The organism is Variovorax sp. P4_B10 (genome assembly GCF_056402375.1).
The window spans coordinates 20,075-33,235 of the sequence record NZ_JBFUHN010000022.1 but is presented as its reverse complement, the minus strand read 5'-3'; the positions used below and the strand labels follow the sequence as shown (position 1 = coordinate 33,235).

Sequence of the window (13,161 nt, the reverse complement as noted above, 5' to 3'; positions counted from 1 at the left end):
CGATCTCCGGTATTCCGTGTTCGTTATTCGTTGGTGCACGCCACCACTTCTTCGAGCGAAGTGAGACCTTGCATGACTTTTCCGAGGCCCGACTGGCGCAGCGAGCGCACGCCTTCGGCTTCGGATTGCTGCGCGATGTCGAGTGCGCTGCCATCGCGCAGGATGATTTCCTGGATGGCTTCGGTGATCGGCATCACTTGGTAGATACCGACTCGGCCCTTGTAGCCGCCGCTGCATGCCGAACAGCCGACAGGCCGGTAAGGCTTCCAGGAGCCGTTCAGGTCCGACTCCTTGAAGCCTGCTTCGAGCAATGCTTCGCGTGGAATGTCGGCCGGCACGCGGCATACCGTGCACAGCCGGCGTGCGAGACGCTGGGCCGTGATCAGGATCACGCTCGACGCGATATTGAACGGCGCGATGCCCATGTTGCGCATGCGCGTGAGCGTGGTGGGCGCGTCGTTGGTGTGCAGCGTCGAGAGCACCAGGTGACCGGTTTGCGCGGCCTTGATCGAGATGTCGGCGGTTTCGAGGTCGCGGATTTCGCCGACCATGATGATGTCGGGATCCTGGCGCAGGAAGGCACGCAACGCAGTGGCGAAGGTCAGCCCGGCCCGCTCGTTGACGTTGACCTGGTTGACGCCCGGCAGGTTGATTTCGGACGGGTCTTCCGCCGTCGCGATGTTGACGCCGGGCTGGTTCAGCAGGTTCAGGCAGGTGTAGAGCGACACCGTCTTGCCCGAGCCCGTGGGTCCGGTGACGAGCACCATGCCGTAGGGTCGGCCGATGGCATGAAGGAGGCGTTCCTTTTCGATGGCGTCATAGCCGAGCGCGTCGATGCCGAGCCTCGCGCTGCTCGGATCCAGAATACGCACGACGATCTTCTCGCCGAACAGCGTGGGCAGGGTGCTCACGCGAAAGTCGATCACGCGGTCGGGTCCGATCTTGAGCTTCATGCGGCCGTCCTGCGGCACGCGCTTCTCGGAGATGTCGAGCCGCGAAATGACCTTGATGCGGGATGCGAGCTTGTCCTTGATCACCGTTGGCGGGCTGGCAATCTCGCGCAACTCGCCGTCGACCCGGAAACGCACGCGGTAGTGGTGCTCGTAGGGTTCGAAATGAATGTCCGAAGCCCGCATGCTGACCGCGTCGAGCAGCATCTTGTGAAGAAAGCGCACGACCGGCGCATCTTCGACTTCGGCGACGGCCTGTTCGCTGGCGTCGCCCGAGGTGTCGGCTGTCACGTCGTCGAACTCGAACTCCGAGCCGACGATGCTGTTGATGGTCTCCGCCGCGCTTGCGGCGGCAGCTTCGATCATTCGCGAGAGCTTGTCGTATTCCGCGATGACCCAGTCGACGCCCATCTGGGACGCGAACTTGATCTTCTCCGCCGCCTGCTGGTCCGAGGGGTCGGCTGTGGCAACAATGAGACGGTTGTTGCGCTTGCTCAGGACGACGATGCGGTATGCAAGACACAGCTTCGGGTCGAGCAGGTCCTTGGGCAGGCGCTGGTGATCGATGGCATCGAGATCGAGCAGCGGAGCGCCAAAGGCGGAGGAGAGGGTGTGGGCAAGGTCCGCGGCAGATACGGCGCCGGTGCCGGTCAGCTCCGCAATGAAGCTGGTACGGCCGTTCAGGGACTTCTGGTAGATGTCCTCTGCAATCTTCGCAGGGAGCTTGCCGGCCGAGACCAAGGCGCGCGCCAAGCCCGGTAGGGCAATCTGCGTGGGTTCTTTAACTGGAAGTTCGGCAGCGGCCATTCAGCGAAATGCAAAAGATGTGAAAAAGTGCTTCACGATCATCGCTGATCACTCCTGCGCTGTAAACCGCTACACAGCAACAGGCATGGCCATTATTTTGCCAGCCAAAGGCTGGTCGGGGTGAGAGGATTCGAACCTCCGGCCTCTACGTCCCGAACGTAGCGCTCTACCAGGCTAAGCTACACCCCGATTGGTTGCAAGAAAAAGAAGTCGTCCTAGATGCCAACTCTTGTGAGGTGTTTCAGGCACGTCGCTCAAGCAACTGAGCCGCCAATTGTAGCAAACCGGCGGCATGCGAATTGGACGGAAAGTCGTGCAATGCATCGATTGCGCGTTTCGCTTCGGCCGCAGCGGCTGCGCGAGACGCATCCAGCGCGCCGGTTTCGCGCACGATCTCGACGACCTTGCCCAGTTGGGCGGTGTCGCCTGCTTCGATGGCCGCGCGCACCAGCCCGCTCTGGGATGGGGTGCCGCGCTGCATCGCAAAAATCAGGGGCAGGGTGGTCTTGCCTTCGCGCAGGTCGTCGCCGACGTTCTTTCCTGTTTCATGGGCGTCGCCCGCGTAATCCAGGACGTCGTCGATCACCTGAAAGGCGGTGCCGAGCGCCTGGCCGTAGGTGGCGCAGGCTTCCTCGACTTCCGGCGAGGCGCCTGCCAGCACGGCGGCAAGCCGGGTGCTGGCCTCGAAAAGCTTGGCGGTCTTCGAGCGGATCACGCGCAGGTACGCGGCCTCGTCCAGCGATGCATCGTGCATGTTCATCAGCTGGAGCACCTCGCCCTCGGCGATCACATTGGTCGCTTCGGCAAGGATTTGCATGATGCGCATGTTGTTTGCATCCAACATCATCTGGAAAGCGCGCGAATACAGGAAGTCGCCGACCAGCACGCTGGCCGGGTTGCCGAACGATTCGTTGGCGGTTGCACGGCCGCGCCGCAAGGTCGATTCGTCGACCACGTCGTCATGCAGCAAGGTGGCCGTGTGGATGAACTCCACAACGGCGGCCAGATTGAAGCGCTGCTCGCCCGTGTAGCCCAGCGCACCCGACATCAGCAGCAGGAGAGCGGGCCGCAGGCGCTTGCCGCCGGCGGAAATGATGTATTGGGAGACTTGGCTGACCAGCGGTACGCCTGTATTGAGGCGACGGGCGATCACGCGGTCGACTTCGACCATGTCGCCGGCAATCAGGTCCAGCACGGTGGCGGTGGGGGAGGTGTCGGCGGCGGGGACTGGCAAAGCGGAGGCGCGGGGCGCTGCTGAGGAATGAAGGCGGCGTGGGGGCCGGGAGGCGCAAATTATAGGGAGCGCTGCCTGCCTACAGGGAGGTCTCCATCGCGATGAGTGTTAGCAGGCACAAACCGCGCTATAATCTTGGGCTCTGCGGAATTCGCTGCGGAGACTCATTTCTAAGAGGTTTACATGTACGCGGTCATAAAAACCGGCGGCAAGCAGTATCGCGTTGCTTCCGGCGAAAAAATTAAAGTAGAACAGATTGCTGCGGACGTAGGCCAGGAAATCGTGATCGACCAGGTTCTGGCTGTCGGAAACGGCGCTGAAATCAAGGTTGGCACGCCCCTGGTGTCCGGCGCAACGGTGACAGTCACGGTACTGTCGCACGGCAAGCACGACAAGGTCGGCATCTTCAAGATGCGCCGTCGCAAGCACTATCAGAAACGTCAAGGCCATCGCCAGCAGTTCACCGAACTGCAAATCGGCGCGATCGCCGGCTAAGGAGCACATTCCATGGCACAGAAAAAAGGCGGCGGCTCAACGCGAAACGGGCGCGATTCCAAGCCCAAGATGCTCGGCGTGAAAGCCTTCGGCGGCGAACTGATCAGCGCAGGCTCGATCATCGTGCGCCAGCGCGGCACCCAGTTCCACCCCGGCGTGAATGTCGGCGTGGGCAAGGACCACACGCTGTTCGCCCTGGTCGACGGCCACGTGTCGTTCGGTCAAAAGGGTGCGCTCAACAAGCACATGGTCAACGTGACCCCCGCGGCGTAAGCCTCGCGTCACTTCGATCAGCCTGAGGCCCCGCTTTGCCGGGGCTTCTTCATTTGTAAACTGGACATCCCATGAAGTTCGTCGACGAAGCCTTCATCGACATCGCCGCCGGCGATGGCGGCAACGGCTGCGTGTCGTTCCGCCATGAGAAGTACAAGGAATTCGGCGGCCCCAACGGCGGCGACGGCGGCCGCGGCGGCCACGTGTTCGCGGTGGCCGATTCGAATCTCAACACCCTGGTCGATTTCCGCTACGCGCGCCGGCACGAAGCCAAGCGCGGCGAGCACGGCATGGGCTCCGACATGTTCGGCGCCGCAGGCGCCGACATCACGCTCAGGATGCCGGTCGGCACGATCATCAGCGATGCCGAGACCGGCGAGGTGCTGTACGAGCTGCTGACGGAAGGCGAAGTCATCACCATCGCCAAGGGCGGTGACGGCGGCTTCGGCAACATGCGCTTCAAGAGCGCCATCAACCGAGCGCCACGCCAGAAAACCCCCGGCTGGCCGGGCGACAAGAAGAGTCTCAAGCTCGAACTCAAGGTGCTCGCCGATGTCGGTCTGCTCGGCATGCCCAACGCGGGCAAGTCGACCCTGATCAGCGCCATCTCGAACGCGCGCCCGCGTATCGCGGACTACCCTTTCACCACGCTGCACCCGAACCTCGGCGTCGTGCGCGTCGGTCCGGAGCAGAGCTTCGTGGTCGCCGACCTGCCCGGCCTGATCGAAGGTGCTTCCGAAGGCGCCGGCCTCGGTCACCTCTTCCTGCGTCACCTGCAGCGCACGCGCCTGCTGCTGCACGTGGTCGACATGGCGCCGTTCGACGACGCGGTCGACCCGGTCGCCCAGGCCAAGGCCATCGTGGGCGAGCTGAAGAAATACGATGCCGCGCTCTACGAAAAGCCGCGCTGGCTGGTGCTGAACAAGCTCGACATGGTGCCTGCCGACGAGCGCGCGGCGCTGGTCAAGGACTTCGTGAAGCGCCTGCGCTTCAAGGGCCCGGTGTTCGAAATCTCGGCGTTGACGCGCGAAGGCTGCGAGCATCTGGTGCAGGCAGTCTACCAGCAGGTCAAGGCGCAGCAGGTGGCCGAGCAGGTGCCTGTCGAAGTCGACCCGCGCTTCGTGGAACTGCCGCCCGAGCGTTCCTGAGCCTCGGCGCGGCATCGCCCACCACTGCTATTGAATAAATAGCAAAATACGTAGCATTCACGCCCCTTACAGCTAAAAATGACTTCGAATTCCGGATCCACTGCCTTGCGGGATGCCCGCCGTATCGTCGTCAAGGTGGGCTCCAGCCTCGTGACCAACGAGGGGCGCGGTCTCGACGAGGCCGCCATCGGGGAGTGGTGCCGGCAGCTTGCGGAGCTGGTGCGCGATGGGCGCGAGGTCGTGATGGTGTCGAGCGGCGCCATTGCCGAAGGCATGAAGCGCCTCGGCTGGCGCACCCGGCCGCACGAGATTCACGAACTGCAGGCCGCTGCAGCCGTCGGGCAGATGGGCCTGGCCCAGATGTACGAGACCAAGCTGCGCGAGAACGAGATCGGCAGCGCCCAGGTGCTACTGACCCATGCCGACCTGGCCGATCGCGAGCGCTACCTCAACGCGCGCTCGACCCTCGTCACGCTGCTCAGGCTGGGTGTGGTGCCGGTCATCAACGAGAACGACACTGTCGTCAACGACGAGATCAAGTTCGGCGACAACGACACGCTCGGCGCGCTCGTGGCCAACCTGGTCGAGGCCGACGCGCTGGTCATCCTGACGGATCAGAAGGGCCTTTACTCCGCCGACCCGCGCAAGGATCCCGATGCCACCTTCGTGCACGAGGCCGCCGCCGGCGACCCGGCGCTCGAGGCGATGGCGGGCGGGGCGGGCTCCAGCATCGGCCGCGGCGGCATGATCACCAAGATCCTTGCGGCCAAGCGCGCGGCCGGGTCGGGAGCCTCCACCGTCATCGCCTGGGGGCGCGAACCCGATGCGTTGCTGCGGCTCACGCGGGGCGAATCCATCGGCACCTTGCTGGTGGCGCAAACGGCCAAGCACCAGGCACGCAAGCGCTGGATGGCCGACCACCTGCAATTGCGCGGCGCCGTCATCGTCGATGCCGGCGCTGCGGCCAAGGTGCGGGCCGAAGGCAAGAGCCTTCTGCCGATCGGCATGACGAGCGTGTCGGGCGAGTTCTCGCGTGGCGATGTGATCGCGGTGCGCGACGCCGAAGGCGTCGAGTTGGCTCGCGGCCTGGCCAACTATTCGAGCGTGGAGGCCCGGCTGTTGTGCCGCAAGCCCTCAGCCGAGTTCGAGAAGCTGCTGGGTTATGTCGCCGAGCCGGAGATGGTGCATCGCGACAACATGGTGTTGATGCCTGGCTGACGAAGGCGGGGCGGGGCGCCAGCCCCGCCGATTCACTGCACTTCGCGGATCGGGTTGCGGATGTTCTGGACCATTTCCCCGACCGAGTTGCGCGGCGCATTGCCGCGGCAGATGCCCTGGGTCGAAAGCGCCCTCGTGTAGCGCGAGTTCAGGTCGTCGATGCGCTTCCACTCCTGCTTCGTGATTTCCTGCCAGGCGCCGTTGTTGTAGCGCGCATAGCTCTTCATCTCGGCGGTCGAGCAGCGCACGCCTTCATAGAACGCGTTGACGCCGCCGCCGTTGCGGTTGTGCGCCACGACCACGTAGCGCACGATGCCATCCTTCGTGATCGCGATCGTGCCCGGGTCGATGCCGAACTTCAGGCTCATGTAGGGCGGCATCTCGATCGGCAGCAGACGGCTTTCGCTGAAAGCCGGCGGCGGCGGCGCCACGGTTTCCTCCCACTCGGTGTCTGCCTCGGACCGCTTGGGCGGTGGCGGCATGCCTGCTTGTGCCCAGTCGGGGTTGTCGGTGTCGTGCGGGCCGGACGCGCAGCCGGCGAGGATGCCGAAGCAGGCAAGAAGGAGCGCACGCTCAGCGTTGCGTCGGAAAGAAAGGCGTGTTGCTGTTGGGAGGAAGAGGTTCATCGCTCGCAGAAGGAATGTCGGGATGCGGATCGAAACTGCCGCCGGGCGGCAGGTCCAGACCCGCGGGCGCTCCAGCGTCCATCGAGTGGCGCTCGAATTCTCGGGCGCGCACGTTGCTGCGCAGGAAGCGGTTGCGGAAATCCTGCCGAGGCAGGTAGCGAGCAAGCTCGGTGAGCGCCATCTCGTAGACGCCGCGCTTGAACTCGACGACCACGTCGAGCGGCACCCAGTAGTCGTGCCAGCGCCAGGCGTCGAATTCGGGATGGTCGGTGGCACGCAGGTTGAGATCCCAGTCGTGACCGATGAGTTGCAGCAAATACCAGATTTGTTTCTGGCCCTTGTAGTGGCCCCGTGCGTCACGGCGGATGAACCGATCCGGCACCTCGTAGCGCAACCAGTCGCGGGTACGGGCCACGATGCGCACATGCTCCGGATGGAGCCCCACTTCCTCGTGCAGTTCCCGGAACATGGCTTGCTCGGGACTTTCGCCGCGATCTATGCCGCCTTGCGGAAACTGCCAGGAATGCGTGCGTATGCGTTTGCCCCAGAAAACCTGGTTTCTCTGGTTGAGCAGGATGATGCCGACGTTGGGCCTGAAGCCGTCCCGGTCGAGCATAATCAAACCCCAATTTTTGAACTGAGTCGATTATGCATGCCGGGTTGCACTCGGCAAGCGAGCGATGCCAGGCTCTCAGGGTCTCCCCGGGGGAGTTGTCCCCCACATCCCATTCCGAATCCATCACGCGATCCCGATGAAAGCTTCCCGATTTTTTGTCTCCACCCTCAAGGAAGCGCCTGCCGATGCCGAGGTCGCGAGCCATCGGCTCATGATGCGCGCCGGCATGATCAAGAAGCTCGGCACGGGCATCTACACCTACATGCCGATGGGGCTGCGCGTGATCCGCAAGGTCGAGGCGATCGTGCGCGAGGAAATGAACCGCGCCGGCGCTGTCGAGCTCGCCATGCCTGTCGTGCAGCCGGCCGAGTTCTGGCAGGAAACCGGCCGCTTCGACAAGATGGGGCCCGAGCTGCTGCGCATCAAGGACCGGCATGACCGCGACTTCGTGATCCAGCCCACCAGCGAAGAGGTGGTGACCGACATTGCGCGCCAGGAAATCCGCAGCTACAAGCAGCTGCCGAAGAATTTCTACCAGATCCAGACCAAGTTTCGCGACGAGCGCCGTCCGCGCTTCGGCCTGATGCGCGGCCGTGAGTTCATCATGAAGGACGCCTACAGCTTCGACCGCGACCTCGACGCGGCCAAGGCCAGCTACCAGGTCATGGCGCAGGCGTACCGCAACATCTTCGACCGCTTCGGGTTGCGCTACCGCGCCGTCGCGGCCGACAGCGGCGCCATCGGCGGCGACCTGAGCGAAGAGTTCCAGGTGATCGCCGCGACCGGCGAGGACGCCATCGTCTATTGTCCCGACAGCAACTACGCCGCCAACATGGAAAAGGCCGAGGCGCTGGCCCCGGCCGGCCCGCGCCCTGCAGCCGCCAAGGCGCTCGAAAAGACGCCGACCCCCGGCAAGAGCACCTGCGCCGATGTGGCCGAGCTCCTCGGCGTGCCGCTCTCGACCACCGTCAAGTCGCTGGTGCTGGCCACCGACATCCTCGACGAGGCCGGCAACCTCAAGGGTTCGCAGGTCTGGCTGCTGCTGCTGCGCGGCGACCACGACATGAACGAGATCAAGGTCGGCAAGGTGCCCGGCCTGGACAAGGGCTTCCGCTTCGCGACCCTCGCCGAAATCGAGGACCACTTCGGCTGCAAGCCCGGCTACCTCGGCCCGCTGAACCTCAAGAAGCCCGTCAAGCTCGTGGCCGACCGCGAGGCCGCCGTGCTGGCTGACTGGATCACCGGCGCCAACGAGGTCGACTTCCACATGACCGGCGTCAACTGGGGCCGCGACATGCCCGAGCCCGACCTGGTGGCCGACATCCGCAATGTGGTCGCAGGCGACGCCTCGCCCGACGGCAAGGGCGTGCTGGCCATCGAGCGCGGCATCGAGGTCGGCCACGTGTTCGTGCTCGGCACCAAATACAGCAAGGACATGAACGCCACCTACCTCGACGAAGGGGGCAAGCCGCAGTTCCTCGAGATGGGCTGCTACGGCATCGGCATCACGCGCCTGCCGGCCGCCGCCATCGAACAGAACCACGATGAGCGCGGCATCATCTGGCCCGATGCCCTGGCACCCTTCACCGTGGTGGTCTGCCCGATCGGCATGGACCGCAGCCCCGAGGTCAAGGCGGCTGCCGAGGCGCTCTACGAGCAGTTGCTCGCGGCCGGCGTCGACGTGCTGCTCGACGACCGCGGCGAGCGCCCCGGCGCGATGTTCGCCGACTGGGAACTGATCGGCGTGCCGCACCGCGTGGTCATTTCCGACCGTGGCCTCAAGGAAGGCCAGCTCGAGTACCAACACCGCCGCGACACCGCCGCCACCAAGGTGCCGTCGGCCGGCATCGCCGACTTCATCGCCGGCAAGCTCGCTGCATGAGCTTCACTGGCCGTTTCGACGACCTCCAGGCAGCCGCCCAGGCGGGTGGCACCTCCATCTCCATCTCCCGGCGCCAGTGCATCGGGTTTGCCGCAACTTCGGCTGCCCTGTCGTTGGCAGCGATACCGCAGGCGGCTTTCGCCGGCGCCCAGATCGAAGAACCCCTGATCGACTCGGTGCGCACCGCGTTGAGCTCGGCCATTCACAACAAGGCGCCGCCGGTTCCCGAGTTTTCGAACACCGAGGCCCGGCTGGCCTACCTGCGCTGGCTCGGCGAAATGAGCGAGCGGCTCAAGAAGAAGATCGCCGACTGGCCGTCGCGCAAGGAATTCCTGCAGACGGTCTGGTATGAAGCCAAGCGCTCGGGGCTCGACGTGAGCCTGGTGCTCGGGCTGGTCCAGGTCGAAAGCAACTTCCGCAAGTACGCGGTGTCGAGCGCCGGCGCGCGCGGCTACATGCAGGTCATGCCGTTCTGGACGCGCGTGATCGGCGACAGCGACTCGGCCAAGCTCTTCCACATGCAGACCAATCTGCGTTTCGGCTGCGTGATCCTGCGCCACTACCTCGACCGCGAGAACGGCGACCTGTACATGACGCTGGGCCGCTACAACGGCAGTCGCGGCAAGTCGCCGTATCCGAATGCGGTGTTTGCGAACCAGCGGCTCTGGGCCTACGACGACAAGGCCCGCGAGAGCGAACGCGATCGCTCTTCTCCGGCCTGAGTGACCCCTCAGGCCTTGGCGATGGCCGAGCCCTTCGTCACCATGACCTGGTCGATGCGGTAGCTGTCGACGTCCATCACCTCGAAGGTATAACCGGCCCAGGTCACGCTGTCGGTCCGCTTCGGCACGCGGCGCAGCATCACCATCAGGAAGCCAGCCAGCGTCTCGTATTCGTCGGCGTGTGGCAGTTCGTCGATGTGCAGCGCGCGTTGCACGTCCTGGATCGGCGTGATGCCGTCGATCAGCCAGGAGTTCTCGTCGCGCCGGACGATCTGTTCTTCGTCGGGCATCGACACCAGGTCGCCCATCACCGTGCTCATCACGTCGTTGAGCGTGATCACGCCCACCACCAGGCTGTACTCGTTGACGATGATCGCGAAGTCCTCGTGCGCCTGCTGGAACTGCTCGAGCACCTCGGTCAGCGAGAGCCGGTCGGGAATCACCAATGCCTTGTGCAGTGTCAGCCCCTGGTCGAAGGCCAGCGGCTGGCCGCTCAGCACGCGCTGGAACATGTCCTTGGCGTCGACGTAGCCGAGCACGTGGTCGATGTCGCCATCGCACACCGGGTAGGCCGAAAAAGGCTCGGCCACGATGCGGGCGCGCAGCACCGACTCGGGGTCGTCGTGCAGGAACCAGGCGATGCTGTCGCGCGCCGTCATCACGCTGCTCACCAGGCGCGTCTCGAGCTCGAACACATTGGCAATCACCTGCTGCTCGCGCACCGCGAGCACGCCGGCCCGTGCACCGGCTTCGGTCATGGCCAGGATGTCGGCCGAGGTGATCTTGTCGTCGCGCACCAGCGGCATGCCGAGCAGCTTGAAGAGCATGTCGGTCGCGCGGGTGAAGAACCACACGAGTGGCTTGAAGGTGGTGATCAGCACCAGCATCGGCCCGACCATGCGCACCGCGATGCGCTCCGGGTTGCTCATGCCGAGCCGCTTGGGAAACAGGTCGGCGAACACCAGGAACACCGCGATGACGATCACGAACGAGCACAGGAAGGCCACGTTCGCCGAGACTTCGACGCTCAGCCAGTTCTCGAAGAAGCGCGCGAAATAGGGGCTGAGCGAGCCCTCACCCACGACACCACCGAGGATCGCCACCGCGTTGAGGCCGATCTGCACCACGGTGAAGTAGTGGCCGGGCTGCTCCTGGACGCGCAGCACGCGATCGGCGCGCAGGTCGCCCTCGTCGGCCATCTGGCGCAGGCGCAGGCGGCGCGAGGCAGCCAGGGTGATCTCGGCGAGGGAAAAGAAGGCGCTCATCGCGATCAGCAGAACGATGATGAGCAGGCTTTGGGTCAGGGTCATGGTGGCACGGCGAAGAGTGCCATGGTGCCATGACTGGGGCGCATTCCAGCGAACACCGCGGAACCGGCTTCGCCGGGCCGCTGGTGTTGCCCCCGGAAGGGGGTTGGCGAAGCGACACGAAGTGCGCGAAGCCTGGGGGAGAGCCTAGACCCCGCCGTGCGGATGGGTCGGGTCGACCCAGAGTACCGATTCGGGTTTCTCGACCGGCTCGATGTCGAGGTTCACCGCCACGGCCTCGCCATCGCTGCGGCACAGCACGCATTCCAGCGACTCGGTCGCGCTGGCGTTGATTTCCTGGTGCGGCACATAGGGCGGCACATAGATGAAATCGCCCGGGCCGGCTTCGGCCGTGAACTCGAGCTTCTCGCCCCATCGCATGCGGGCCCGGCCGCGCACGACGTAGATTACCGATTCGAGGTGCCCGTGGTGATGGGCACCGGTCTTGGCGTCGGCATGGATGGTCACCGTGCCGGCCCAGAGCTTCTGGGCGCCCACGCGGGCGAAGTTGATGGCGGCGGCCCGGTTCATGCCGGGCGTCTGCGCGGTGTTGACGTCGAGCTGGTTGGCCCCGATCACACGCACGCCGTCATGCTTCCATGCCGGCCCGGCCTCGTCGCTCTCGTGCGAATGGCCGTGATCTGCGTGATCGTGGCTCATGGCAGGCCCGGCGGAATCAGGCAGGGTTGCTGTTCAGCACCTGCTGGAGTTCGCCCGACTCGTACATCTCCATCATGATGTCCGAGCCGCCGACGAATTCACCCTTCACATAGAGTTGGGGGATCGTGGGCCAGTTGCTGTATTCCTTGATGCCCTGGCGGATGCCGTCGTCCTCGAGCACGTTGACGGTCTTGAGCGTCTTCGTGTCGACGCCGACGGCCTTGAGGATCTGGATGGCGCGGCCCGAGAAACCGCACATCGGGAAGCTGGCATTGCCCTTCATGAAGAGCACGAGGTCGTTGGTTTTGACGAGATCGTCGATGCGTTGCTGAGCGTCGGACATGGGGACTCCTGAAAAGTGGGCTGAAGAGATTATTTCACCGTGCGCCAGATTCCGCCGGAGCAGCGCTGGATGCCTGCCAGGTCATCCCGGCTTTGGACTTCGGCGAAACCGCGGGTTTCGAGCAGTTGGCGCACGGCCAGGGCCTGGTCGTGGCCGTGTTCGAGCAGCAGCCAGCCGCCGTCTGCGAGGTGGGAAGGGGCGTTCCGGACGATCTGCCGGATGTCGTCGAGCCCGTCGGCGCCCGCGACCAGTGCGGCGGAGGGCTCGTGGCGCAACGCGGGCAGGTGCGGATCGCCGGCGGCGATGTACGGCGGATTGCTGGCGATGACCGTGTAGCCGCCGGCGGCGCCGTCGAGCCAACTGGCCTGGCTGAAACGCACCGGCAGGCCGAGGCGCCGGGCGTTGGCCTCGGCGACGGCCAGTGCGTCTGCGCTGGCATCGACGGCGTCCACCTGCGCATCGGGGCGCGCATGCTGCAGCGCCAATGCGATCGCACCGCTGCCGGTGCCGAGGTCGAGAACACGCGGGGCTTCATGGCCGCCGAGGCACTGCAAGGCCCAGTCGACCAGCGTTTCGGTGTCCGGGCGCGGCACGAGCACCCGCGCGTCCACCTGCAGGCTGAGGCCGTGGAATTCCTTTTCGCCCAGCAGGTACGCCACCGGTTCGCCTGCCAGCCGGCGCGACAGCTGCGGCGCGAGCATGGCCCACGCCGCATCGGAAAGGGCATCGGTGTCGTGCGCCAGCAGCCAGGCCCGGTCGTGCGGGGCGCGCCCCAGGGCGCGCAGCAGCAGCAACTGGGCGTCCAGGCGGTCGATGCCCAGGGCCACGGCCGCTGCGAGCGCCTGCGCCACGGTGGACGGCGCGGTGATGGTCGTCATCG

At 65.0% G+C, this 13,161-nt stretch carries 14 protein-coding genes and 1 tRNA gene; 6 read left to right on the top strand and 9 right to left on the bottom strand.

What is annotated here, in order from left to right:
* Positions 1 to 23: 23 nt before the first annotated feature.
* From pilB to AC1DXX_RS12730, 3 genes are all read right to left on the bottom strand, one after another.
* Positions 24 to 1,757 (bottom strand): type IV-A pilus assembly ATPase PilB, encoded by a 1,734-nt coding sequence (pilB, locus tag AC1DXX_RS12740; protein ID WP_478134565.1) that lies wholly within the window; start codon positions 1,755 to 1,757, stop codon positions 24 to 26.
* Positions 1,758 to 1,869: 112 nt separating this feature from the next.
* Positions 1,870 to 1,946: transfer RNA gene (locus tag AC1DXX_RS12735), tRNA-Pro, on the bottom strand.
* Between the two features lie 52 nt (positions 1,947 to 1,998).
* Complete coding sequence (locus tag AC1DXX_RS12730; protein ID WP_478134564.1) at positions 1,999 to 2,991, bottom strand: polyprenyl synthetase family protein; 993 nt, start codon at positions 2,989 to 2,991, stop codon at positions 1,999 to 2,001.
* A gap of 183 nt (positions 2,992 to 3,174) precedes the next feature.
* On the opposite strand from AC1DXX_RS12730, the gene rplU reads away from it, so the two are divergent.
* From rplU to proB, 4 genes are all read left to right on the top strand, one after another.
* Positions 3,175 to 3,486 (top strand): 50S ribosomal protein L21, encoded by a 312-nt coding sequence (gene rplU / locus AC1DXX_RS12725; protein ID WP_042578903.1) that lies wholly within the window; start codon positions 3,175 to 3,177, stop codon positions 3,484 to 3,486.
* Positions 3,487 to 3,498: 12 nt separating this feature from the next.
* Complete coding sequence (gene rpmA / locus AC1DXX_RS12720) at positions 3,499 to 3,759, top strand: 50S ribosomal protein L27 (RefSeq protein ID WP_478134563.1); 261 nt, start codon at positions 3,499 to 3,501, stop codon at positions 3,757 to 3,759.
* Between the two features lie 71 nt (positions 3,760 to 3,830).
* Complete coding sequence (gene cgtA, locus AC1DXX_RS12715) at positions 3,831 to 4,907, top strand: Obg family GTPase CgtA (protein ID WP_478134562.1); 1,077 nt, start codon at positions 3,831 to 3,833, stop codon at positions 4,905 to 4,907.
* 78 nt (positions 4,908 to 4,985) lie between these two features.
* On the top strand, positions 4,986 to 6,125 hold the full coding sequence (proB, locus tag AC1DXX_RS12710) for a glutamate 5-kinase (RefSeq protein WP_478134561.1): 1,140 nt from the start codon (positions 4,986 to 4,988) through the stop codon (positions 6,123 to 6,125).
* 32 nt (positions 6,126 to 6,157) lie between these two features.
* On the opposite strand, the gene AC1DXX_RS12705 is transcribed toward proB, so the two are convergent.
* Positions 6,158 to 6,607 (bottom strand): CNP1-like family protein, encoded by a 450-nt coding sequence (locus AC1DXX_RS12705; protein WP_478134560.1) that lies wholly within the window; start codon positions 6,605 to 6,607, stop codon positions 6,158 to 6,160.
* Between the two features lie 91 nt (positions 6,608 to 6,698).
* On the bottom strand, positions 6,699 to 7,367 hold the full coding sequence (locus AC1DXX_RS12700; RefSeq protein ID WP_478134615.1) for an RNA pyrophosphohydrolase: 669 nt from the start codon (positions 7,365 to 7,367) through the stop codon (positions 6,699 to 6,701).
* Between the two features lie 136 nt (positions 7,368 to 7,503).
* Here AC1DXX_RS12700 and AC1DXX_RS12695 point away from each other — a divergent pair, with 136 nt between their 5' ends.
* Entirely contained in the window at positions 7,504 to 9,249 is a 1,746-nt protein-coding gene (locus tag AC1DXX_RS12695) for a proline--tRNA ligase (RefSeq protein ID WP_478134559.1), read from the top strand.
* Positions 9,246 to 9,971, top strand: a complete 726-nt coding sequence (locus tag AC1DXX_RS12690; RefSeq protein ID WP_478134558.1) for a lytic transglycosylase domain-containing protein — start codon at positions 9,246 to 9,248, stop codon at positions 9,969 to 9,971. Before AC1DXX_RS12695 ends, AC1DXX_RS12690 begins: the two co-directional genes overlap by 4 nt.
* Before the next feature lie 8 nt (positions 9,972 to 9,979).
* On the opposite strand, the gene paeA is transcribed toward AC1DXX_RS12690, so the two are convergent.
* From paeA to prmC, 4 genes are all read right to left on the bottom strand, one after another.
* Positions 9,980 to 11,281, bottom strand: coding sequence for a polyamine export protein PaeA (gene paeA, locus AC1DXX_RS12685; protein ID WP_478134557.1), 1,302 nt, complete (start codon positions 11,279 to 11,281; stop codon positions 9,980 to 9,982).
* A gap of 144 nt (positions 11,282 to 11,425) precedes the next feature.
* Positions 11,426 to 11,938, bottom strand: coding sequence for a cupin domain-containing protein (locus AC1DXX_RS12680; RefSeq protein ID WP_478134556.1), 513 nt, complete (start codon positions 11,936 to 11,938; stop codon positions 11,426 to 11,428).
* A gap of 16 nt (positions 11,939 to 11,954) precedes the next feature.
* The gene (gene grxD / locus AC1DXX_RS12675; RefSeq protein WP_478134555.1) at positions 11,955 to 12,281 is read right to left on the bottom strand and encodes a Grx4 family monothiol glutaredoxin; all 327 of its coding nucleotides are present in this window, start codon (positions 12,279 to 12,281) and stop codon (positions 11,955 to 11,957) included.
* Positions 12,282 to 12,310: 29 nt separating this feature from the next.
* On the bottom strand, positions 12,311 to 13,159 hold the full coding sequence (gene prmC / locus AC1DXX_RS12670) for a peptide chain release factor N(5)-glutamine methyltransferase (RefSeq protein WP_478134614.1): 849 nt from the start codon (positions 13,157 to 13,159) through the stop codon (positions 12,311 to 12,313).
* Positions 13,160 to 13,161: the final 2 nt, after the last annotated feature.

Coding starts and splice junctions, on each gene's coding strand:
- pilB (WP_478134565.1), bottom strand. CDS start 1,757: ATGGCCGCTGCCGAACTTCCAGTTAAAGAACCCACGCAGATTGCCCTA.
- rplU (WP_042578903.1), top strand. CDS start 3,175: ATGTACGCGGTCATAAAAACCGGCGGCAAGCAGTATCGCGTTGCTTCC.
- rpmA (WP_478134563.1), top strand. CDS start 3,499: ATGGCACAGAAAAAAGGCGGCGGCTCAACGCGAAACGGGCGCGATTCC.
- cgtA (WP_478134562.1), top strand. CDS start 3,831: ATGAAGTTCGTCGACGAAGCCTTCATCGACATCGCCGCCGGCGATGGC.
- proB (WP_478134561.1), top strand. CDS start 4,986: ATGACTTCGAATTCCGGATCCACTGCCTTGCGGGATGCCCGCCGTATC.
- AC1DXX_RS12705 (WP_478134560.1), bottom strand. CDS start 6,607: ATGCCGCCACCGCCCAAGCGGTCCGAGGCAGACACCGAGTGGGAGGAA.
- AC1DXX_RS12700 (WP_478134615.1), bottom strand. CDS start 7,367: ATGCTCGACCGGGACGGCTTCAGGCCCAACGTCGGCATCATCCTGCTC.
- AC1DXX_RS12695 (WP_478134559.1), top strand. CDS start 7,504: ATGAAAGCTTCCCGATTTTTTGTCTCCACCCTCAAGGAAGCGCCTGCC.
- AC1DXX_RS12690 (WP_478134558.1), top strand. CDS start 9,246: ATGAGCTTCACTGGCCGTTTCGACGACCTCCAGGCAGCCGCCCAGGCG.
- paeA (WP_478134557.1), bottom strand. CDS start 11,281: ATGACCCTGACCCAAAGCCTGCTCATCATCGTTCTGCTGATCGCGATG.
- AC1DXX_RS12680 (WP_478134556.1), bottom strand. CDS start 11,938: ATGAGCCACGATCACGCAGATCACGGCCATTCGCACGAGAGCGACGAG.
- grxD (WP_478134555.1), bottom strand. CDS start 12,281: ATGTCCGACGCTCAGCAACGCATCGACGATCTCGTCAAAACCAACGAC.
- prmC (WP_478134614.1), bottom strand. CDS start 13,159: ATGACGACCATCACCGCGCCGTCCACCGTGGCGCAGGCGCTCGCAGCG.